Here is a 23,155-nt window from a genome sequence, read left to right on the forward strand (position 1 = left end):
TAGGATCGAGTAGATAATCAAAAACAAAAGAAACATGGTATATGAGAAACCTTTTTTTCATTTTTTTAAACAATGGATTGTAGGATTGTTCTCTATTAGTTCTTAGTGGTTTAAATCAGTTTTTAATTCAGAAAGAATAGATCTTGAACACTTTGTTTTCTTGGGGAATTAAATTCATAAAAAAAGGAGTCGCCAAAAATTTAATCAGCCTAAGGCTACATCCAAACTCATCATCACAGCAAAACCTATCATAGCTCCAATAGTAGAAAGATCCGTTTCATTCCCCTGTTGGGACTCTGGTATCAATTCTTCGATGACCACAAAAATCATGGCCCCGGCAGCAAAAGACAGCGCGTAAGGTAGAATTTGAGAAATACTCATTACGAGAAAGGCCCCTAAAACTCCTGCAATAGGTTCCACAATTCCCGACAGCTGACCGTAGAAAAAAGCTTTCCTTCTAGAGAAGCCTTCTCTTCGCAAAGGAACAGACACTGCAGTGCCCTCTGGGAAATTCTGTAAGCCGATCCCAATTGCAAGAAGTATCGCGCCAGTTAGAATTTCCGGATCCTGACTGACACCATAAGCTCCAAAAGCTACTCCCACTGCAAGCCCCTCAGGAATATTGTGAAGAGTAATGGCTAAAATAAGCAAGACACTTCGTTCCCAAGAAGTCCTAATCCCTTCCGCTTTTTCCATTGGCAGTCGCGGATGAAGGTGAGGCAATACTTTATCGATCAAAAGCAAGAATGCACCACCAGACAAGAAACCAACCGTTGCGGGAAACCAAGCAGTGTTTGGATCATCTTTAGCAGCCAATTCTATGGCTGGGGAAAGCAAAGACCAAAAACTTGCAGCAATCATCACTCCTGCCGTAAATCCAAGCATCAGATTCATCACTCGGCTATGGATGTCTTTGAAGAAAAATACCAAAGAAGCTCCAGCCATCGTCACAAACCAAGTAAAAAGTGTCGCCAATAGCGCAAGTAGAATAGGGTTTTCTATTTGGAGCCAATCAATATCCATATTCCATTGATTTATAATAATCTATAGTTTAAAGCAGTCCAATACCGGCTATTTTTGAATAGCTAAAAAACAGCTATTCCATCTAGCAAGATGATGACTGTCTTAGGCCGGATCTATATTTTATTCTAAAAGGAAATGCTTGCCCCAACCTCTACTTTTGGTAAGCTTATTTCATACGATGCTCTTCCAATTGATCCCGAAGTAGTTTTTTGAGACTTTCGAGGTAGTCTTGGAGGATTTTTTTATCGATTTTAGGAGAGGATTCAGACGGAATAGTGATTGGATTCTCATCTAGTTTGCGATATAACTCAGGAAAGTTATTTTCAATATTTGTTGTCAACTGGAGAATTTCTCTTAAAAGGCTCTGCAGATTTCTCATTGCTAGGATGTTTAAATGGTAGGATCACAAAATGGGAAAATGATATTTAAAGGTTTGGGATTTCGATTCGGGAGATACTAGAACTAGAAAACCGTTAACATCTTATCTTCGGTAAGGACTAAGGACAAATCTGGGGCACTATCACAAAAAGATGCAGGAAGAATAAAATCACATAGATGGCCCCCATCACCAAAGGATAGACTACCATTTTGTGTTTAGTTTCAGGGGTGATTGAGTGAGCCATTATTCCATGAATCCCAACAATCAACATGAAAAAGGGAACTACCGAAAAGTTCCTTAAGAATTGAGGAGTAAATTTCTCAGGTGATAGAAAATAAAAATAAACACCTATTAGGATAGATAAAATCAAAATTGTCCAATAAATTCTTCTGGCTATCATTTCGAATTGGTTTTTAAAGTTTTGCCTGTTCTCGCGTTTTTAGATTTTGAAGATATGCTTCACTATAACTTAGGACTGGAATATGACTTTGGAATTCCATCTTTTTCACCAAATCATAATGAAACAAAAACTCGCCTAGACCCCGACGCCTTTTTTCCAACATCACAAGTAGGTCAATGCTGTTCTGTTGGATAAAATGAATCAGGCTTTTAGCTGAATTATCAGAATAAAGAATTTCAAACTGAATAGACGGATACTGTATCAAATCATCGACCTGACTCTTGAAGTATTGGATAAAGTCCTCACTCCCAACTTCTTCGCTATGGCTCACGTGAATGACATGGATTTCAGGATGAAAAGGCTTTAAAAGTTGAATACAAAGTTTTAATGCCCGAAGGTCTCCTTTTTGAAAATCTGAAGCGAAGAGGACCTTCTTTAGCTGGAAATGCCTGATATCTTCTGGAACTGCAAAAACCGGAATAGGAGACTTTTCCAATAATGCTTTGGTGGTGCTCCCTACCAGAATTTCTTTTACTTTACTGGCACCTTTGTTTCCAAGCACCAAAATTTCAGCATCACTTTTTTTGATCCCTTCAAGAATTCCGTTTATCACGGACATATTTTCTAAAACCAAGTAGTCAAAAGTCAGGATCTCATCGGACCCAATATACTTTTGAACTAAATCGGCAAGCTTTTTTTCTGACGCTATTATTTCCTGCTTTTTCATTTCCAAAGGATCTTCGGTAAGAGGAAAATCCCAGGAAGTCGGGATATCAAAAATGTGAAGCATCGTAATTTTTGAACCGTGGTTTCGGGCAAGATTTAACGCATATTCAAACGCCCTTTCCGCATTCTTGGAGAAATCCGTTGCAAATAAGATTTTTTTCATGGCGTGATCTTTTTATCATACAAAAGGTAAATAGAATCACAAAGGAATCTTTTGACAAAAATCACTTCTTGAGATGATAAGAGTCCCTCAAATTTCCTTGCTAATAAGCTAATTAGTATTATGTTAAGTATTAAAAAATCTTTCTTGAATTACTTTTTCATTACACTCGACTTAAATTTTTTCGAGAATTACACCAATCACATGCTTATTTCGCAGCAAACAATCTTGTATAAATCTCAAGCATTTTCGGATTAAATCTCAAAGGTTTATTCACCATCATCCGCCTTTTTATTGGGCAGTTTATAATTTCCAATCATGTGATAAATATCATTTTTTACTTTTTTTTTAATTGCTTCCTTTAAGCAGAAGATTAGGAAAAGGAGTTCCTGATCTCAAGATTTAAATGGAGTTTCTATTGAATCACTACACTGACCCAAAAGCAGCTGAAGAAGAAGTCTCCAAGTAATGGTTTTGAATTTTCAATCCCGAAACATCATGAAAGAGACATTTAAAATCGACTTAAGTAAAGTGACATTAGAAGGTGAATTCACCTTGGTTTCAAACCCAAAAGGCTTAATAGTTTTTGCCCAAGGAAATGGAAGTGGTCGGTATAATCCCAGATATAATTTTATAGCCCAATACTTGAATAAACAAGGCTACTTAACCCTTCTATTAGATTTGTATGCCCGCCAAGACCCTGAATTGCATCCTAAGGAATTTAACCCTGAAATTCTAGCAAATCGACTCAGAGAGGTCACAGTCAGGTTGAAATCCATGGCTAATTTATCCAAACTACCCTTTGGGTTTTATGGATCCAATACAGGCGCAGCAGTGGCACTTTTAGCTGCTTCTTACCTGAAAAAGCGGGTGCAAGCAGTGGTGAGTAAAGGAGGAAGAACAGATCTGACTGAGGATGTGCTTAATCTGATACAGACGCCGACCCTGCTACTAGTCGGTGAAAACGATCCCTCCACCGAGGATTTAAACCGGAAGAGTTTGCATCTAATCAATGCTCACAAGGCATTAAAAATCATCCCAAATGCAAGCGATTTATATGAAGAGGCCGGCGTTTTGGAATCAATTGCTCTTGAAACAGAAGCTTGGTTTAAAATTCATCTGAAAAATTCTGAAAGAGTAAAAAAAAGCAGAGTGAGTTTATAAAACTGTCATAAAGTTTAAGATTCGGAAAGTCATACGAAACAACAACCATTAATAAAGCTATATCATGGAAACGAAAGAGAATAAAAAAATAGGCGTGTGGATGGATCAAAGGCAAGCTTTTCTAGTAACCTGCGAAAACAAACAGGCCTCTTTAAAAGAAAAAATTGAATCACCCATCGAAAGTATGGTCCGATATCCCGGAGAAACAGATTCTAAAACTAAAATGAAAAGCAACTATGCTGCCTCCAACAACGAGTACAAAACCCATAATATCCAACAAGAACAATTGAAAAAATACATTTCTATTCTTAAAGGCAAACTTGATGGGTATGATGAAATTCTCATTTTTGGACCTGGTGTTTTCAAAAACCAATTTCTCAAGCATATCTCTACCGACAAAGGGTTCAGTAGCGTAAAAGTCAACACTTTGGATGCCGACAAAATGACCTCCAATCAACTCTTGACTTTCGTTAAAAATCACTTTTCATAATCTGAAAAAGCTTGAAGTCCAAACGATCATCCCGCTACCTCAAACCTAACGGATGCAACTGATAAATTCTGGACCGGTGGATTTTACTCCCCGGTAAAGCAGTTGCTCATCTCCTGAGTCGTTTCGATAAACGGTAATCCCTTTGGCGCCAAACTTCCAGGCATTTCGGTATAACTGATCAACCTGCTCTGGGGTAGATTCTAAAGGTAAATTGACTGTTTTGGAAACTGCATTATCCGTGAATTTTTGAAAAGCGATTTGATGTCGAAGATGCCAATCTGGAGAAATCTCCAGTGCCGTTTTGAACAATTCCCGAATTTTTTCAGGAAGCTCTTTTACCTGAGCACAAGTTCCTGAGGAAATAACCTCTTTCAAAATTTTCTCTTCTATCAGATTTTCAGACCGAAGAAACTCAAGAAAAAATGGATTTACTGACTGAAGCGTTTCCCCATTCAATACATTTTTCCGTTGGAATGCTAAGGCAAAAAGTGGTTCGATGGAAGAAGAAGTGTCTGCCAAAATGGAAATCGTCCCCGTTGGTGCAATGCTTGTTCGGGTAGCATTCCGCATGGGTTGATCCGGGTAGAAAATACTTTTCTCCCAATTCGGAAAATTCCCCCGCTCCCTTCCTAACTGGGCTGAGGCGTCGAAGCTCTTATTCTGGATGAACCCCATCAATTTTTCAGCAAGAGTCACCGCCTCTTTAGAAGCATATGGGATTTTGAGTCGGATCAAAAGCTCTGCCCATCCCATCACCCCAAGTCCTATTTTACGATTAGCCAAGGATGCTTTCTGGATGGTTCTAGATGGGAATTTATTGATCTCTAAAACGTCATCCAGAAATTGGATTGCCCATTCGACTGTTTCCCCTAGTCTATCCCAATCCAATTCAAAATTTGCTCCCTTTGCGCTTTTTACAAACCGGGTTAAATTAATAGAACCCAAATTACAAGATTCATATGGCAGAAGTGGAACCTCTCCACAGGGGTTGGTTGCGTCTATTTCACCCATCGTAGCCACCGGATTAGCAGCATTGATGGTATCCAAAAAAATCACTCCCGGATTTCCGGACTCCCAAGCATGCTCGCAGAGCATTTCCCAAATCTTTCTGGAATTTACAGTATGGATAGTCTTCTTAGTTCGGGGATTAATAAGACTCCAGTCTCCATTTGCTTCCAAGACCTCCATAAAGGCGTCTGAAACACCAACTGAAAGGTTAAAGTTTTTAAGCCTTTGTCCATCAGACCTCAGTTGGATGAAATCGAAAATATCCGGGTGATCGATGTTTAAAATACCCATATTAGCTCCCCTTCGCTTACCTCCCTGTTTGACATGCTCCGCTACCAAATCAAAAATTTTAATGAACGAAACTGGTCCTGTGGATTCACCGTCACTGCGACTGATCCAATCTCCTGCAGGTCTCAAACCTGAAAAATTAAAGCCAGTCCCTCCTCCCTTCTGCTGTACCAATACAGCCAATCGCAGTGTTTTAAAAATCTCACTTAAACTATCTTTTACCGGAAGCACAAAACAGGAACTAAGTTGTCCATAACCGGTACCAGCATTCATTAGTGTAGTGGAATTGGGCAGAAAGTCCAGATCAGCCATCATAGAGAAAAACCTTTGCCTCCAGATTTCCACTTTCTCCTTTCCTCCATAGCGTTCTTCAGCCTGCGCTACAGCATTTGCCACTCGCATGAATAATTCCTCCGGGGTCTCCTTTGGAACTCCTTGAGCATCTCTAATCAGATACCTTTGCTGTAAAATTTTCAGGGCATTATTGCTTAATGGCTCCATGATCGCTAGACCTTCTAATTTGAAAAAGTATTTCTTAAACTCGAACTATCAATTTACTAAAAACAATCGCTCAATTCATTTATCAAAATAATTAAAGTGTTCCCTCCACTTTTATTCAAAATAGAGAACTGTCATCGCATCTGACTGAGTAAAAAATCTATCATTTTTTCAATCAACAAACTCATCTGAAATCAATAAAATAACAGGATTCCATCTCTGAAAAAAAAGGAGATTCGAATCAAAAAATACTTTTCAAACCTATTGTAGGAATTCGGAATTTTATCCTAATTCGCAAGCCCATTTTAGTTGTATAAAATTCTAATTTTTACACCTATTAGATGCTTGAAGTTGGGTACTAAACTAATATATACCGCATAATAAAACCCTGATTTAAAGCTAATTACACTAACAAATTTCTAACCGCCCATCAAATAACAACTTAAAAAAATCTAAAATGAAAAAATTAATTACCTCCTGGCTATTGGGCTTTCTTTTGATTTCATTTAATACTTTTTCACAGCAATCTACTCCACCCATAATTGCAAAATTTCTAATAGAAGGCGGTATTGAATATGGGGGTGATGAAATATTAAAAATAACATTCACCAATGGAGAGGACCAAACAATGAGAGCCGGCCAAGGAGGCTATATTGCTATAGGAGGCCAATTTGAATTTACAGAAGTTGAAAAACTCATGATTCGCACTACAATCGGCTTCAAATACAATACAACAGCAGCAGATAATGCCAACATTAGATTGACTAGAATTCCTTTAACCCTAATACCCTATTGGAAAATAAATGAGGATTTTCGATTTGGGGTTGGAATCACATCGCATCAAGGTGTAAAATTTAAAGGAGATGGGTTTGTATCTGATATTGATTTCAAAAGTTCTCTAGGTCCAAGAGTTGAGTTTGGATACAAGTGGGTAGCGTTAACCTATACCTCAATCAATTATAAAACTCCAACAGAAGAAAATTTTTCTGCAAGTTCAGTCGGCTTATCCGCATCATTTGCATTTCCTAACAAATAATTTGACTGATTTGGCAATGAAATAAACAGGTTTCTAGACTAAAGGGATATTTATCTTTAAGGGATATTTTAATTTTGAAGTTAGTCTTACGAAATCATACTAATTATCAGAAAACTAGAGAAGTTCTCAAAGCCTCAATTCTTATGAGTTGAGGCTTTTTTTATCACTTTTTCTTTAGTTATTTAGCAAAAAACCACGATAATCTTCTAAACGATGCTTTCATTCTTTTCAAAAGAAAAGCTCTTTTTTCCAATTCTATTTCTTCTTTCCAGTTGGAATTCTTTTGGTCAATCCAAAAATGATTTTAGGCCATTATTGAAAGATTTTCAAAGCCAGTCATTACCAAAAATGACCAAAGGGGATTATTATTCTCTTTCAGGGGAATTTTTTAACAGCTCGGTTTTAGACGGACTACCTTATTGGTACAAAGAATCCCAGCGGGCCGAACTTCTCGAAAAACTTAGACCAGAAATCCAGGAACTTTATTTTTGGTCGTATTTAGCCGGCCAAGTTCCCAACGGTGGTTTTTCCCAGTTTTTCGAAAATGGATTCGGCTATATGATTCCTGAGATCATTAATTTCTATCAGCGTATTGGTGACCACAAGAGCGTGGAAATTCTTAAAAAGGTTGAAAAATGGAATGTTGAAAATCAATCAGAAGAGGTGTTTTTTGATTTTAATCAACAGTCTTTAAACGACGCATATTCCGCACATTCGGATCAGTCAAATCAATTGATAGAGACCTATATCCGAACTCACTCGGAATTATTTATTACTGATGAAGAAGGGGATTTCTTCCCTGAAAATTTTTCAGGAAAAATTTACTCAGTAGATCCAATCACAAATGAGCGAAAGGAATTTGAGGTAAAAGACAATCAACTTCAAGGAGCTATGAAGATCTTTTCCCCCGAAGGAATTATCTCCAAAGAATTGAACTATGAGAACGGAGTCCAATTAGGAACCCAGGAGGAATATGATAATGAAGGTCGATTATTTAAAACAGAAGTTATTCAATTCCGACCTCGAAAAACGGAGATCTCCTATTTTTATCCAAATGGACAAATTGAAGTCAGTTTAACTGAAGACTCATTAAGAACCCCAGTTGGAGAGTACAGCAAATGGTACGAAAATGGGGTTTTGAATTGGAAATATACCCTTGATAATAAAGGAAATCATACTGGACCCTATTTCGAATATTATCCAAATGGGAAAAAGAAAGCGGAAGTCGATAGAAGAAGCTTAGAGGTTAAATACATTAATTTTTGGGACGACAAAGGAAACCAGCTATTGAATAATGGAACGGGTATGTATTACGATGAATACCAAATTGGAGATATTTTATACAGGCATGAATACCAATTCAAAAATTTTCTGAAGAATGGAGTTCAAAAGGAATTTACCAAGGGAATATTACAGTCTTATCAGGAAATGAAAGATGGTAAACTGGAAGGTTATTATCGAAAGTACTATCCTAATGGAAAACTCAAAGAAGAATATCTAATCAAAGACGGAGAAGTAATTTCTCAGCAAACAAAACCCCTTTTTGATAATCCAAAATTAAATGTTGCCATAGAAACTAGCCTAGATGAGGAAACCTTAATTCTTAGAGAATATCCACTTTCCGATGTTTACCCTAAGCTCCAGAATGAGGAAGATGCGAAAAACCTTATTTCTATTCCAATTGAATTGTTTGAAAACTATAATTGGGATCAAGAAATGTTCGCTTCCTATATACTCCATATCAACGAGAACGGAGAGGTAGTAAATCACGATTTTTTTGTTGCTAGAAATGGTGCGGAAGCAAGAGCTATAGAGTCAATCTTCCCTTTGCTCAAATTTGAACCCGGCCTAAAAAATGGCAAACCAGTGCCTTCCTACTTATTTTTCAAAGTGAAATTATGGCTGATTGAGTCGGAGGATTAGGATTTGTCTATTATCAAAGTTCCAGCAACCAAACTCTAACCCCTAAGAGCTTTTTTTATTTTTAGAAATTTATCTTCTTGGAGGTATGAAATGTCTCTTGTCTCTAATTTTCTTTTTGATTACCGTACAGATCCAAGCCCAAACCGTCTGCACGCTTGAAAGCCGCGAAAAACTGGAAGCCTTTCTAACCAAACTTGCTGAAGATAACTATTCTAGCAAGTCTGCAAATCAGCTTAATATAGAAATCGGGCAATGGTTCCTCGAAACACCCTACATAGAAAAAACACTGGAACTCCCAGGTTCCGAGAAATTGGTCATCAATCTAACCGGCCTTGACTGTACCACTTTTGTAGAAACAGTGGTGACAATGACCAGACTTACAGAAAATGGCACATTCACTTTTGAGGATTTTGAAAAAGAATTAGAAAATCTAAGATATCGATCTGGCAAAAACGAAGGCTATCCTTCTCGGCTCCATTACTTTTCCGACTGGATTTATGAAAATGAGCAAAAGGGTATTTTGAAGGATATTACCAAAGAAATCGGTGGATCACCTTACCCTAATGCTCCTTCTTTTATGTCGGAAAATCCAAAGTTCTATAGACAATTAGCTGATCAAGGAAACCTCGCTGAAATCAAAATAACAGAAACTGCTATAAAAGAACGGGGCTACTTCTACATACCAAAAGCCGAAATCAGTCAATTGGAAAAGAATATCCAATCCGGCGATCTGATAGCCATCACCACCTCCATGGCAAATCTTGACATCGTCCACACCGGATTTGCCATTAAGAAAAATGGCAGGATTCACCTCCTTCACGCGAGTTCTAAAAATATGGAGGTGGAAATTTCAGAAAAACCATTAGCAGACTACCTAGCTGCTAATAAATCTCAATCGGGTATTATGGTCGCTCGGTTGATAGGCCACTAATTCTCCTCCCTTCCAAAAACGATTTGAAAAAAAAAAAATTGGAAAAAAATGTAAATAAAACTTGACTTTTGTAAAGTCTTATTTACATTTGTAAAGTTAACTTTACAAAAACAATATGGAAACGATGAAATTGGAACGAAACAAACGAGTAAAAAAATTAGCGGTCTGGACTTGGTCTTGGGTAGCAACTATGGCGATTGCAACCTTTGGTCCCATCTACATTTGGGATGATCATGCCTTCCTGACCATTTTTGCAATTGTAGTAAATCTTGCCAATGGGATCTTAATGATCCTGGCCAACCGAGATTTATTTAATCATTTCGATGAATTAGAAAAGAAAATTCACTTGGAAAGTATGGCCATTTCCCTTGGACTTGCTGTCGTAGTAGGGCTTACATTCTCCCTTCTTGACCAAAGGGATTTAATCCCTTTTGATGCTGATATCGGTTTTCTAGTCATGTTTATTGGAATCACCTACTTGGTAGCCATGCTCATCAATACAAGACGCTACAAATGAAAAATCGACTTAGAGATTTACGCACCGCAAAGGGGATGACTCAGGAGGATTTAGCAGAAATCATCGGGGTATCCAGGCAAACGATCAATGCGATCGAAAAAGAGAAATTTGACCCCAGTTTGCCGACTGCATTTAAGATGGCTAAGCTATTTGAAATGACGATTGAGGAACTTTTCCAATTTGAAGGATAATCTTCATCGAAACTTATTTCATAAAAAAAGCAAGGAGAGATCCTTGCTTTTTTTCTTTGATCCGCTGGGTTTAGAATTTCACCCCAAAGGTCAAATAGAAAGTTCTTCCGTCTGCCGGCATAATTCCCGGTCCTGGATAGCCTCCGGCTCTTCTGGTGAAGTAGCTCGCATCGGTCAAATTATTCACGCCTGACTTCAAACTGTATTTCTTCTTGTAAGTATATCCCGCGGAAAGATCCTGTACACGATAGGCCGGAATCAAACCTGAAGTGGCAGCTGCATTTGGCTCGATAGAATTAGTTGCATCAGAGAAAGCCATTCCAATATCACTCAGTTGCCAAGTCATGGAAAAATCCTTGAAGCGATAAGTTGCTCCATAGCGATTGATTTTTCTGGGAGCATTTTCCACCCGATTTCCTGCAAGATTGTTGGTGACGATTTCTCCATTCACTACGCTTGTTCGCTCAAAATCCTGATACTCGGCATTCACATAAGCCAGGGAAGCAAAGAGATGGATGTATCCGATGCTTGAGTTTCCTACAAAAGCAGTGATCGGATCAAACTCTACGAACGCTTCTACTCCTTGGCTGACAGAAGTTCCAAGATTAGTTCGGAATTGGAAGCGAGTTCCGTCCGCTGCAGTTTGGGTGATCGTCCCGATTCGATCAGCATAATTCAGGTAGAAGAAGCTCGCATCAAAATTCAGGAACGAACCAATATTTCCTCTGTATCCAAAATCAAAATTAAAGCCACTGGCATCCTGAAGATTGGGATCAATCACATCCGTAGTGGCCGGAGGAGTCAAATCCGAAATCAAAACCGGCCGATATGCCTGAGAGAAATTGGAATAGAGCTCAGTTGTTTTAGTCAGGTGATATTCTCCTCCAAAACCAAGCAAGGCAAAAGTTCTGGTTCGCGTTTCTGGCGTTAAAAGCTGAGGAACTCCATTCACGGTATTCAGAATCCCTTCCATATTCGAAGAAATATGTTCTAATCTAAGACCCGCAGTAAGCAAAAGCTTATCTGTAACATTGAACATATTTTCTACAAAAGCCGCGTGATTCACATTGTCAAAATCCAGATCACGGGGATAGCGCTCCTCCACCAAATCAAAATTCATATCTGTTCCAGTATCCCCTACTCCACGCTGATTTCGATCGATATTCCCCTTGTAATATCGGTATCCTGCTACAAGGTTGTGCTCTTTTCCAAAAAGCGAATAAGCAGTGCTTAATCTCAATTCAGTACCAAAAGTGTGGTAGATATCCCGATCTACTTGTCGATTTCCCAAATCATCCTCAGTGGTGATTGCTGATACAAAACCCACACTATTCCGTTGAGCAATGGTTCCGAAAGCCTTGAAATTCAACTTCGTTTTTGGGCTTACAATATAATCGGCATTTAGAGATGGGATGAACCAAGGAGTATTAAACCAGTTTCTCGAACGGGAGCTTTGACTTGGATCTTCTGCAAATTGTGCATCCGTCAAACCTCCCGGCTGCTGACTTTCGGTAGTCATATAAGTCATCTCAGTCCCGATTTTCAAACGGTTACTCACTGCATAATTAACTTCGAGATGCGCATGGTCTGTATTGAAAAACCCATTCTCTCGCCAGCCATTCCCTCTTCTTTTTTGGTAATAAGCTGTATAATCCCATTTGCCTTCTGTACCACCGATGTAATTGAAGGTGCTAAAAAGTCCATTACTCCCAACCGTATTAATCGACTCTGCGGTAAATCGAGTAGATGGATCGGGTTTTCTCAATACAAAATTCATAAGCCCTCCAAACTGTGGCCCGTATTGAAGTGAAGATGCTCCACGTATGATTTCGATATTTTCCACTACTTCCATTGGAGGAGTGAAATATGCTTCTGGGTAGCCCATTGGATCGGGCGTGATGTCATAGCCATTCATTCGCACATTAAACTCCCAAGATCTATTCGGACTCAAACCTCTAGAGGCAACACCGAGCTGAATTCCTGAGCCGTCATTTTCCCAGATCGAAATACCAGGCGTCCGACCAAAAATTTGCCGGCTGTTATTCATCGCAAGATTTGCATCAATCTCACCTAAGCGAATGACTTCATTTTTTCTTCCGGCATTGATTCGAAAATCCTCCACCTCAGGAAGTCGGCCTTGGCCATTCATTCCTCTGCTTGCCATCAATTCAAATGATTCCAACCAGATATCATCATCTATAAGCGCAAAGTCAAGCTCTTTCACTTCCTCTTTTCCAATCGAAAAAGTGATCGTCTGAGCTTTAAACCCTATCATACTTGCCTTCAGCTCATAGCTTCCTGCCGGCAAATCTTTCAGCAGGAAATCACCATTTTGATCAGACTGAACTCCTCTTACCGTGCCCTCTAAGACGATCGAGACGCCCTCAACAGGTTTTTGGTATTGATCAAGGACTTTACCCTGAACCGCATTTCGCTGCGCAAATGCAAAACTTAAAGACAAGAAATAGGCGAGAAAGATGGAAAAGACTACTCTCATTTTGATTCGTTTTTATTTAGACTGTTTTCAAATAACGATGCAAACCTAATTCTTAGAATCATTCTAAACAAGTCTTATTTAGAAAAAATCTTAATAAAATTAAGCTTTCCAAAAAGCCAGATTTACTTCCATTTTAAGGAGAATTGTTACCTTTTAAAAATCAATAACTTGCACTATGAAGAATTCCTTTATCCTGATCTTTCTGATTTCTGCTTTGTGTTTGAGTTGTGCTGAAAAGCCTAAAACTCGACCAAATATTCTCTTCATTTTTGCAGATGATCAGCGGTCTGATGCCTTAGGAATCGCCGGAAACAATGTTTTGAAGACTCCCAATATTGATGAATTGGCGAGAACCGGTACTCGATTTACCAACGCTTATGTCATGGGTGGAAATCACGGCGCCATCTGCGCAGCAAGCCGAGCGATGATGCTTTCAGGCAAAAGCCTTTTTCACGTTTTGGACAAACTTGAAGGACAGGAGACCATGCCGATGCACTTTGCGAAGCAAGGCTATGAAACCTTCGGTACCGGTAAATGGCATAATGAAAAGGAGATGTTTGAGGCTAGTTTTCAAAAAGGCAAAAATGTTTTTCTGGGTGGAATGGCGGATCATTTTAGTATTTCAGTGAGGGATTTACCAGCTGATGGCAAACTATCCGAGCCTGAGAAAAAGGGTTATTCTACAGATTTATTTGTAGATGTAGCCAAAGAATTTTTGGAAGATTATGCCAATTCTGCCCAGGAAAATCCGTTTTTTGCCTACGTTTCTTTTACCGTTCCCCACGATCCTTATTCCCCAAAGGCTGATTATATCAACCGTTACCATACGGCTAAAATTCTACTTCCTGAAAATTTCATGGGGCTTCACCCCTTTGCATTTGATCAATTAAATGTGCGGGATGAAAATCTTATCGCCTGGCCTAGGAAGCCAGAACTAGTCAAAGAAATCCTTTCGGATTACTACAGCCTGATTACGCATCTGGATGATCAAGTCGGGAAATTGATCTCCACACTTAAGGAAAAAGGACTTTATGAAAATACGATTATCGTCTATGCTGCAGATAATGGCTTGGCTATTGGCTCACATGGCTTGCTTGGAAAGCAGAATCTATACGAACATAGCACCAAAGTTCCGATGATCATTTCCGGACCTGGAATCCCTAAAGATCAGCTTTCGGATGCTTTCGTCTATCTCTATGATTTGTTTCCCACTTTGGCTGAACTTGCCAGCATTCCAAGCCCAGAAAGTATCGACGGGCAAAGTTTGGTCCCGGTCCTCAATGGAGAAAAAAAGGAAATTCGGAATTCACTTTTTACAGCCTACAGACACACGGTTAGATCAATTCGGGAAGGAAATTGGAAATTGATCCGCTATCCGGAGCGGGATTTTACCCAACTTTTTGATTTGGAAAATGATCCTTTTGAGTTGAATAATTTGGCTGAAAATCCAGCATCTTATCAACAGCTCAATAAGTTGAAAGCGATTCTGGAGCGCGAACAAAAACTGGCAGGAGACACAGTTCTTTGGACGGCTGAAACGATTTTACCCTTGGAATACGATCATACCAAAATCGAGCGGAGTCCTGATCAATGGCAGCCGGGGTATACTTTGAAAAAGTATTTCAACACCTACGACTGAATCTAATCGCCGCTGGAATGTCCGAAAGCCTGAAAAAAGTGTTCATTATCAAACACCTTTGGAAAGCAGATCTATCAAAAAGGGCTATTTGCTCTGTTTTTCGAATTGGAACAAAAATTGAAACTCTGAAAGAAACCAAATTCCTATGCTGACCTTCTTACTTTGGATCATCCTTTTTATTATCTGTTGGCCGATCGCTTTGATCGCACTGATCCTTTATCCTATCGTATGGCTATTGCTTTTACCTTTCCGCTTACTGGGTTTTGCAATTGATCTATCCTTCGATTTGGTTCGCAATCTGTTTATGCTTCCTTTTCGACTGGTTGGAGTAAAAGGATAATTATAACTATGGTTATTCCCAATAATGCCAGAAACCTTATTTTCTTTGATTTTCTGGATGGGAGACCGATGACAGAAGACCTATACCAACCAAATTTAGGTCCTACCTTATTTTAAAAAGGTGCATTTTCCATTTACATAAAAGCAGATTTGCCTAATTTGAAAATTGCATCCTTCGGATCATTTCAGCATTTTTAGAAAACCTAATCCGCTAAAAATGCGAAATCTAGTTTCAGTTCTCCTTTTTCTAATCCCCTTTTCACTTTTTGCCCAAGAAAGCATGGTTTTCGAGGGAGGAAAAGAAGGCCACGCGATCTATAGAATTCCAGCAATCATCTCTTTGCCAAGCCATGAGCTATTGGCTTTTGCCGAAGGCAGAGTCAATGGATATGACGATTTTGGAGATATCAATTTGGTCATGAGAAGAAGTATGGATCAAGGCAAAACTTGGTCTGCTTTGAAAACTCTGGTTGATTACGATTCCCTGCAAGCGGGAAATCCGGCGCCAGTCGTGGATTTATTTGACCCGGAATATCCGAAAGGAGTGATTTATCTTTTTTATAATTCCGGGAATAATCACGAGTACGATATTCGCATGAATCGGGGAGTTCGGGAAGTCTGGATGATTCGGTCTGTTGATTTGGGAGAAAGTTGGGAAGCACCTGTCAACATCACTTCACAAGTCCACCGTCCGAACCATCCTTCGTTCAATCCCACCTACAAAAATCCAGAAGATTGGAGGCATTATGCCAACACGCCAGGTCATGCATTTCAGTTTCAAAAAGGAAAATACCAAGGCAGAATCTATGTAGCAGCCAATCACTCCCAAGGCGATCCCAGGGATGATTTTATGGAGTATCAAGCCCATGGATTCTATTCGGATGACCATGGCAAAACATTTAAAATTTCCGAATCAATCCAATTTCCGGGATCGAATGAGGCCATCGCTGCCGAACTTCCAAACAGCCAAATGATCATGAGTATTCGCAACCAGCGTGGAGATATTCGACAACGTATTTTGGCCTTTTCCAGTGATGGTGGAGCGACTTGGGACAAACAATACTTCGAGCCAAGTTTAATTGATCCGGTTTGTCAGGGATCTATAATTTCCTTTACGGATTCAAAAGGGCAATTTATCCTCGCTCATTCCAATAATGCTGACGAACAAAACAGGAATAACCTCAGCATCAAGTTAAGTTTTGATCAAGGTGAGACCTGGCCAGAAACCATCTTAATAGACGGAATCGAAAACCCAGGCAAATCCGCATATACCGCCTACAGTGATTTGGTTGTCCTGAAAGACAATACGATTGGGATACTTTATGAGAAAAATAATTACACTGAAATAGTATTCAAGGTTATTCAAATTTCATTTTAAAACCATAAGCAAAACAGTTTATTCAAATTTCAAAAAACTATAGTCTCATATCAGCCTTACTTTTCTGAATATTTGAAAGTCGAGAATTCAACCCTTATAGAACTGAAATTCGGTGAGGAAGCACATATTATTTATTGTTTCTATTCTTTTTTCCCTCCAATGCTATTCCCAAAACCAAAAGGATAGTACTAAGATTTCTATTACCCAAAAAGCGCTGGGAGAAGGACTTAAATTAATCACAAGAACTGGAGGTGATAGTGTTTTAGTAGAAAATAGTGAAGATAGATTCCTGCCCTATGAAGGGAAAATTATCCGTAATATTTATATAGAAAGTATTGGGTTCGAAAAATCAATTTATGGCAATGAGAAGCCTATTACACAGAAAATTGGACGGACTGCAAATAAACTTCATACCAATACACGTGAAAAAACTATCCGACAGCATCTGTTCATTCGTCCAAATGATCTCCTAAATCCATACAAACTTGGAGACAATGAAAGATTCTTAAGGAATAAGGATTTTATTTTGGAATCAAGATTTGTCGTCATCACTGTAGACAATTCGGATTCTGTGGATGTCACAATTGTTACCAGAGATGTTTTTAGTATAGGTTTATCTGCTGGTGGAAGTTTTCCTTCAGCTCCAAAATTCAATCTTTACGATGCCAATTTAGATGGAAGAGGACAAAGAATTGAATTCAATTTCCTTTTTGACCAAGACAGAAAACCCAAAACCGGCTTCGGAGCATCCTTCAAAAAGAGTAGTTTTTTGGGAAGTTTTGCCGATCTGGAGTTCTTTTACACACAGTTAAATTCCGGATTTAGCTATGGAGATGAGACAGAATATGCCACAGGAATTATAATAGACAGGCAATTAGTTTCTCCCTATTCCAGAATGGCAGGAGGACTCCAACTGAGCAAAAATTGGTCAAGAAACGTCTACTCAAGACCAGACTCAGCCTTCCTCGATTATTCTTACAACTTAGTGGACCTTTGGGCTGGATATAACTTTGGAGCTAAGAAAAAAATTCAGGATCGAAACAGAGCTTTTTTGGCTCTCAGGGTTTTTGATGGATATTATTCCAGACAACCAGATTTAGAAGGATTAATACGGAATAAAATTTATAATAACGCAAGCGGTGTTTTGGCTGCCATGACCTTTTATAAAAGAGACTTTTTCAAAACGCAGTATGTTTTTGGTTTTGGTAGAACTGAGGATGTCCCCTATGGTTATTCCATTACTCCAACTTTTGGGTTGGTCAGACAATTAAGAACTCAAAGGCCTTATGCGGCAATTAAACTTGAGTATAACGCAGCCTTCAGCTCAGGAAGTTTTTATGACCTTGAATTCAATGTCTCAAGCTACTTCAGAAATTCGATTCTGGAAGATGCAGTGTTTACTTCCAATATTTCATACGCCACAAAAGTATTCACCATTGGAAGATTCAAGATTAGGAATTCGGCAATGCTTAACTATACTCAGCTTTTTAATGTTTTTGCAAATGACTGGCTACAAATTGATTCATCAATTATCCCAGGCTTAAGAATTAGAGAATTAGATGCTTCAAAGCGAAATTCTTTAGGACTACAAACAATAGTTTTTACCCCCTGGTCAATCATTGGATTCCGAATTGCTCCCTTTACTGCGGTTAATTGGGCTATGATGAAGTGTCGTACTTGTGAAGAAAAAAATAACATTTACACAGGAATTAGTGCCGGCATGCGAATCAGAAATGAAAACTTGATTTTTGGAACCATGGAATTAAAAGCTACTTATATTCCAAATGATGAATCTGGTGACTCCAAGTTCTCATTTAGCTTTCGCCAAAATCTAAGATTTAGAAAAACAGAAGTGTTTGTTACGGCTCCTTCCCTGAATAGGTACAATAATTAATCTTGGAAAAATCCATAAGCTGATTTTTATCATTGTTTGACTCTTTGGGAAAGTTTAGGTTTCGATACTCTAAACAATACACCCATGAAAAACACAAACCTATTTGGCCGAATCTCTTTATTTATCATCTATTTCTGGTTTGGTTTTTTGAAAGTTATCGGGATTTCTCCCGCTGAGGCACTGGTTCAAAATCTCTTTTCAGAGACATTTGGAAGTTTGATAGACTTCAAAATATTCTGCCTAGGTTTTGGGCTATTTGAATGCTTGATTGGAGCAATTTGGCTTTTCCCAAAGCTGACGAAATATGCTTTTTACTTACTTATTTTTCATATGGTCACCACATTCCTACCTGTCCTAATATTACCTGATGCCACCTGGCAAACTTGGTTCACTCCGACCTTGGTGGGACAATACATCATCAAGAATTTTGCGCTGATTTCTCTGGGGATGTTTATTTGGAAGGAATGGAAATCAACACTTTCCATCAACCTTAATTTAATTACCAAATAAGCTTCTGATTATGTCTTCGCTCCCATGAGTGTCTTCACTTGCGGTTGAATTGATGGTTAGTGAAGAAACAAACCGTGGCAGAACATCTTACATTTTCAAATTTCTCACTTTGCCTTTCTGACTTGAGGAATCACTTCTTTACCAATCAATTCAATCGCATTCTTTAATTGATCATGACTCAGATTGGCATTATCCATTTGAAAACTGAATCGGTCAATCCCTCCAAGGGCTTCGCTGTGACGAAGGATTTTTGCAGCTACTTCTTCCGGTCCACCGACGACTAAAGCTCCCAAAGACCCTGTTTGCGCATTGAAGTGAGCTCGAGTCACTGGAGGCCAGCCTCGCTCTTTTCCGATTCTTGTAAAAGTTTCTGCGTAGCCCGGATAATAGGTTTCAATTGCCTTTTCAGTAGTTTCAGCCACATAGCCCAAGGAATGCAAACCTACTTTCAGCCTCTCAGGTGAATGGCCAGCTTTTGCCCCAGCCTGCCGATAGAGATCCACAAGGGGACGAAATCGATGCGTCTCTCCGCCAATTACAGCCACCATCAAGGGTAAACCCAACATCCCAGCACGCGCAAAGGAAGCTGGCGTACCTCCCACTCCTTGCCAAATCGGCAAAGAATCTTGGAGCGGTCTAGGATATATGGCCTGCTGATTTAATGAGGGGCGAAATCTCCCTTTCCAAGTGACGATTTCCTCATCGCGAATCTTCAAAAGCAATTCTAATTTCTCCGAAAACAAGTCATCGTAATCCCTCAAATTCAAACCAAAAAGTGGAAAAGCTTCTGTGAAAGAACCCCTTCCTGCAACGATTTCAGCCCGGCCATTGGAAATCAAATCAAGCGTAGCAAACTCCTGAAAAACCCGAACAGGATCCGCTGCGCTCAATACGGTCACGGCTGAAGTCAGCTTGATTCGTTTAGTCCGGGAAGCGGCAGCTGCTAAAATAATCGCGGTGGCTGAATCCAAGAATTCTTTGCGGTGATGCTCACCAATCCCAAAAACATCCAAACCCATTTCATCTGCATGAACGATTCGGTCTATCAATTCTGAAAGTGATTTTCTTCTGTTTTCAGTCTGGCTATCCGTGCCGGCAGGAGCTGCTGCAGCAAAGCTATCTATTCCTATTTCCATGGGTTTTGCTGGGGTTTAATTTTCTCTAAACCTACGACAAGCTTTTTCAATTCCATTTATGCTGTTGCATTACAATAAAAAATCGATTTCGTCAATTCTCATCAAAATGGACTTGGCATGCAAAAGCTAAATCCCTATCTTTTAAAAGATTACCCATTTAACTTCTTGCTATGAAAAAAATCACTTCTCTTGCCACACTAATTATTTTCAGTTGCTTTGTTTTTGCCTGTGCGACAGCAGAAAGGAAAACGGAGGAAATTCCAACTCCCAAAGCTGAAAACTTGCTTAAGGATTATATCAATGGTGCTAGTCCAGACTTCTCCTATGAGATCGTTCATTCGGTTCCCGGAGAAAAATACGACTTTCATGTCCTTCGAATGGTTTCTCAAAACTGGCTAACGCCTGATTTGGTGGACAAAACGGAATGGTGGCATTGGGTATCGATTGTTGTACCCAAAGACAGTCCATTTGACACCAGTTTGATGTGGATCGGAGGAGGAAGTACCGATTCCAAAATGCCCGAAAAGCCAAATGAGTTGATTTTGGCGGCAGCGATGCAGACCAATTCCATCGTGGCTGAGATTCATAATATCCCTTTCCAACCCTTAACATTTGCTAATGACAGCTTCGGAGAGCGCTATGAGGATGCGATCATTACCTATGGTTGGCGGAAATTTCTGGAAGGAGGGGCCAAAGATGAAGATGCGATCTGGCTGGCAAGATTCCCGATGACCAAAGCTGTGAAACTGGGAATGGATGCGGTAACCGAAGTGGTAGAAAAAAACTATCAAAAGAAACTCAACTCCTTTGTTGTGGGAGGAGCTTCTAAGCGAGGCTGGACCACTTGGACTACTGCTGCCACAGATGATCGTGTGGTGGCGATCATTCCCGTAGTCATAGACATGCTCAATCTGGAAGCCTCTTTTGATCATCATTGGAAAAATTACGGCTTTTGGGCCCCGGCAGTGGATGATTATGTTCGGGAAGGCATCATGGATTGGATGGGCACACCGGAGTTTGATCGATTAATGGAGCTTACGGAGCCATATTCCTTCCGAGCAGCTTATGATATGCCCAAACTCCTGATCAATGCCGCGGGAGATCAGTTTTTTCAGCCGGATAGCTGGGAGTTTTATTGGAATGATTTGATTGGCGAAAAGCACATGCAGTACGTTCCAAATTTTGGACATGACCTCTCTGAATCGGACGCACTACCCAATATGATTTCCTTTTATGCCTCTGTTTTGAATCAAAGCCCTCGACCGAAATACGAGTGGAAAGTAGGTGATGATAAAATAATCTTGACTTTAGATCCGGCTGACAAACCTATTTCCGTAAAAACTTGGACAGCAGAAAATGAAAATGCTAGGGATTTCCGAGTGGATGAATTTGGTCCAAACTGGAAATCTTCCGAAGTTAAAATCAATGAATCAGGAACTTACGAATTAGCTTTAGAAAATCCGGAAAAAGGATTTAAAGGCTATTTTATAGAAGTGACTTTCGCAGGAAAAACACCTTTGAAAATCACAAGCGGTGTCGAAGTGATGCCAAGGACTTATCCTTTTTCGGCCTATGAACCAAAAGAAGTGATGAGCGCATCCAATAATTAATTCTTATGAAATGCCCATGAGAATAATTCTCACACAGAGGAAGGATTATGTAGGGCATTCCATATGACCGCTAAAAAACAAATTATAAACAGATGAAATCGAGCATGTCTCAAGCGATACACACTGGGATGATTGTAATCCATGCGAGATTCCATATGACAATTGAAAATCAAATTATAAACAGATGAAACCACTTCTCTTTTCAGTTGCCTTTCTTCTTGCCCAAATCCCAATGAAATTATTCGCCCAAAATGAAGCCAATTACGATGAAAGCAAAGTACCTGCTTTGATACTTCCTGATCCTTTTGTTAGTGAGAAAGGGTTCCTTATTAAAAGTCAAGATGACTGGGAAAAGGTCAGAAGGCCGGAGATTTTCGACTTATTTGAAAGCGAAGTCTATGGCATACTTCCCAAGGATTTTGATAAAATATCATTTGAGGTAGTCTCAGAAAAATCAAACCCTTATCCGGATATAGCTGAGTTGGAGGAAGTAAATATCATAGTCACGAGAAATGGAAAATCCCATACCATGCGGATTAACCTTTTCCTTCCCAAGGATAAAAAAACTCCAACCCCTATCGTTTTGCTCATTAATTATTTACCCGCTTATCCAGAGGGAAAGTTGGTAGATGAGGCTTTCTGGCCAGTTCCTGAACTCATCAAAAGAGGTTTTGCAACTGCTTCCTTCCACGCCGAAACAGTGGCTCCTGACCTGAACGAAACTTTTCTAGATGGAATCATTTCGACCCTTTACCCTGAGCAAATCGGCAAAGCAAATGGCATGAAAGCTTACGGAGCTTGGGGATGGGGGGCGATGCGCGCCATGGATTATTTTTCTCAACATCCTAAAATCAATTCAGAAAAATCGGTTCTCGTTGGCCATTCCCGTACCGGAAAAGCAGCCCTTTGGACTTCAGCAAACGACCCTCGTTGGGCAATCACTTATGCCAATGAATCAGGCTGTGGTGGGGCAGCAATTTCCAGAAGGAAGTATGGCGAAACAGTCGAAGCTATCAATACCAGATTTCCCTATTGGTTTGCGGATAATTTCAAAAAATACAATGGAAAAGAAGAAACACTTCCAATTGATCAACACATGCTTCCGGGTTTGATTGCGCCGCGAGCGATCTATTATTCCAGTGCCAAAGGTGACCAATGGGCAGATCCAAAAGGTGAATTCTTGGGAATCAAATTGGGAAGTCGAGTGTATTCGGAGATTTACGGGAAGAAAGTTGAATTTCCGGATGAGTTTGAAAGTCTGAATTCACCCATTCACCAAGAATCAGTCGGTTACCACAGACGGGAAGGTAAACACGATTTGACTTGGGGTGATTGGGAGATTTTTCTGGAATTTGTACAGAAGAATCTTTGAAGAAACAGGTGAGTACAGACCAGTTTCTTTTAAAAATTAACCTAAA

The 23,155-nt window shown here is 39.5% G+C and carries 20 protein-coding genes; 14 read left to right on the forward strand and 6 right to left on the reverse strand.

Going from position 1 to position 23,155, the window contains the following annotated elements; translation table 11 throughout:
* Window positions 1–204: 204 nt before the first annotated feature.
* From BVC88_RS08820 to BVC88_RS08835, 3 genes are all read right to left on the reverse strand, one after another.
* Window positions 205–1,023, reverse strand: a complete 819-nt coding sequence (locus BVC88_RS08820) for a ZIP family metal transporter (RefSeq protein ID WP_089153069.1) — start codon at window positions 1,021–1,023, stop codon at window positions 205–207.
* 166 nt (window positions 1,024–1,189) lie between these two features.
* Window positions 1,190–1,402, reverse strand: coding sequence for a hypothetical protein (locus BVC88_RS08825; RefSeq protein ID WP_075350319.1), 213 nt, complete (start codon window positions 1,400–1,402; stop codon window positions 1,190–1,192).
* 413 nt (window positions 1,403–1,815) lie between these two features.
* Window positions 1,816–2,691: a universal stress protein gene (locus BVC88_RS08835; protein ID WP_075350321.1), complete on the reverse strand. Its 876-nt coding sequence runs from the start codon at window positions 2,689–2,691 to the stop codon at window positions 1,816–1,818.
* A 495-nt stretch (window positions 2,692–3,186) separates the two neighbouring features.
* Here BVC88_RS08835 and BVC88_RS08840 point away from each other — a divergent pair, with 495 nt between their 5' ends.
* Complete coding sequence (locus BVC88_RS08840; protein WP_075350322.1) at window positions 3,187–3,852, forward strand: dienelactone hydrolase family protein; 666 nt, start codon at window positions 3,187–3,189, stop codon at window positions 3,850–3,852.
* A 64-nt stretch (window positions 3,853–3,916) separates the two neighbouring features.
* A complete protein-coding gene (locus tag BVC88_RS08845; protein WP_075350323.1) occupies window positions 3,917–4,342 on the forward strand; it encodes a hypothetical protein in 426 nt (141 codons plus the stop codon).
* Between the two features lie 45 nt (window positions 4,343–4,387).
* Here BVC88_RS08845 and BVC88_RS08850 read toward each other — a convergent pair whose 3' ends face one another.
* Window positions 4,388–6,139: an adenosylcobalamin-dependent ribonucleoside-diphosphate reductase gene (locus BVC88_RS08850; RefSeq protein WP_075350324.1), complete on the reverse strand. Its 1,752-nt coding sequence runs from the start codon at window positions 6,137–6,139 to the stop codon at window positions 4,388–4,390.
* Window positions 6,140–6,593: 454 nt separating this feature from the next.
* Here BVC88_RS08850 and BVC88_RS08855 point away from each other — a divergent pair, with 454 nt between their 5' ends.
* From BVC88_RS08855 to BVC88_RS08875, 5 genes are all read left to right on the forward strand, one after another.
* Entirely contained in the window at window positions 6,594–7,172 is a 579-nt protein-coding gene (locus BVC88_RS08855; RefSeq protein ID WP_083639056.1) for a hypothetical protein, read from the forward strand.
* 213 nt (window positions 7,173–7,385) lie between these two features.
* Window positions 7,386–9,095, forward strand: a complete 1,710-nt coding sequence (locus tag BVC88_RS08860; RefSeq protein WP_075350325.1) for a DMP19 family protein — start codon at window positions 7,386–7,388, stop codon at window positions 9,093–9,095.
* A gap of 85 nt (window positions 9,096–9,180) precedes the next feature.
* Complete coding sequence (locus BVC88_RS08865; protein ID WP_075350326.1) at window positions 9,181–10,026, forward strand: N-acetylmuramoyl-L-alanine amidase-like domain-containing protein; 846 nt, start codon at window positions 9,181–9,183, stop codon at window positions 10,024–10,026.
* Between the two features lie 115 nt (window positions 10,027–10,141).
* Window positions 10,142–10,543, forward strand: coding sequence for a hypothetical protein (locus tag BVC88_RS08870; RefSeq protein ID WP_075350327.1), 402 nt, complete (start codon window positions 10,142–10,144; stop codon window positions 10,541–10,543).
* Window positions 10,540–10,734, forward strand: a complete 195-nt coding sequence (locus tag BVC88_RS08875) for a helix-turn-helix transcriptional regulator (protein ID WP_075350328.1) — start codon at window positions 10,540–10,542, stop codon at window positions 10,732–10,734. Before BVC88_RS08870 ends, BVC88_RS08875 begins: the two co-directional genes overlap by 4 nt.
* A gap of 70 nt (window positions 10,735–10,804) precedes the next feature.
* Here BVC88_RS08875 and BVC88_RS08880 read toward each other — a convergent pair whose 3' ends face one another.
* Window positions 10,805–13,231 (reverse strand): TonB-dependent receptor, encoded by a 2,427-nt coding sequence (locus BVC88_RS08880; protein ID WP_075350329.1) that lies wholly within the window; start codon window positions 13,229–13,231, stop codon window positions 10,805–10,807.
* Window positions 13,232–13,406: 175 nt separating this feature from the next.
* On the opposite strand from BVC88_RS08880, the gene BVC88_RS08885 reads away from it, so the two are divergent.
* The 5 genes from BVC88_RS08885 to BVC88_RS08905 all read left to right on the forward strand — a co-directional run bounded on the left by BVC88_RS08885 (window position 13,407) and on the right by BVC88_RS08905 (window position 18,991).
* Entirely contained in the window at window positions 13,407–14,870 is a 1,464-nt protein-coding gene (locus BVC88_RS08885) for a sulfatase-like hydrolase/transferase (RefSeq protein ID WP_075350330.1), read from the forward strand.
* Between the two features lie 145 nt (window positions 14,871–15,015).
* On the forward strand, window positions 15,016–15,210 hold the full coding sequence (locus BVC88_RS08890; protein ID WP_075350331.1) for a hypothetical protein: 195 nt from the start codon (window positions 15,016–15,018) through the stop codon (window positions 15,208–15,210).
* A gap of 216 nt (window positions 15,211–15,426) precedes the next feature.
* Window positions 15,427–16,587 (forward strand): sialidase family protein, encoded by a 1,161-nt coding sequence (locus tag BVC88_RS08895; RefSeq protein WP_075350332.1) that lies wholly within the window; start codon window positions 15,427–15,429, stop codon window positions 16,585–16,587.
* A 112-nt stretch (window positions 16,588–16,699) separates the two neighbouring features.
* The gene (locus tag BVC88_RS08900) at window positions 16,700–18,481 is read left to right on the forward strand and encodes a BamA/TamA family outer membrane protein (RefSeq protein WP_075350333.1); all 1,782 of its coding nucleotides are present in this window, start codon (window positions 16,700–16,702) and stop codon (window positions 18,479–18,481) included.
* 84 nt (window positions 18,482–18,565) lie between these two features.
* A complete protein-coding gene (locus BVC88_RS08905) occupies window positions 18,566–18,991 on the forward strand; it encodes a hypothetical protein (protein WP_075350635.1) in 426 nt (141 codons plus the stop codon).
* A 104-nt stretch (window positions 18,992–19,095) separates the two neighbouring features.
* On the opposite strand, the gene BVC88_RS08910 is transcribed toward BVC88_RS08905, so the two are convergent.
* Entirely contained in the window at window positions 19,096–20,127 is a 1,032-nt protein-coding gene (locus BVC88_RS08910) for an LLM class flavin-dependent oxidoreductase (RefSeq protein WP_075350334.1), read from the reverse strand.
* 170 nt (window positions 20,128–20,297) lie between these two features.
* On the opposite strand from BVC88_RS08910, the gene BVC88_RS08915 reads away from it, so the two are divergent.
* Both BVC88_RS08915 and BVC88_RS08920 read left to right on the forward strand, forming a co-directional pair.
* Entirely contained in the window at window positions 20,298–21,737 is a 1,440-nt protein-coding gene (locus BVC88_RS08915) for a PhoPQ-activated pathogenicity-related family protein (RefSeq protein ID WP_083639058.1), read from the forward strand.
* 184 nt (window positions 21,738–21,921) lie between these two features.
* Window positions 21,922–23,109 carry a glucuronyl esterase domain-containing protein gene (locus tag BVC88_RS08920; protein ID WP_075350335.1) on the forward strand — a complete coding sequence of 396 codons (1,188 nt, stop codon included), beginning with the start codon at window positions 21,922–21,924 and terminating at the stop codon, window positions 23,107–23,109.
* The last annotated feature ends 46 nt before the right edge of the window (window positions 23,110–23,155 follow it).

This window comes from Algoriphagus marinus (assembly GCF_001936475.1).
In the GTDB taxonomy this organism is placed as follows: Bacteria; Bacteroidota; Bacteroidia; order Cytophagales; family Cyclobacteriaceae; genus Algoriphagus; species Algoriphagus marinus.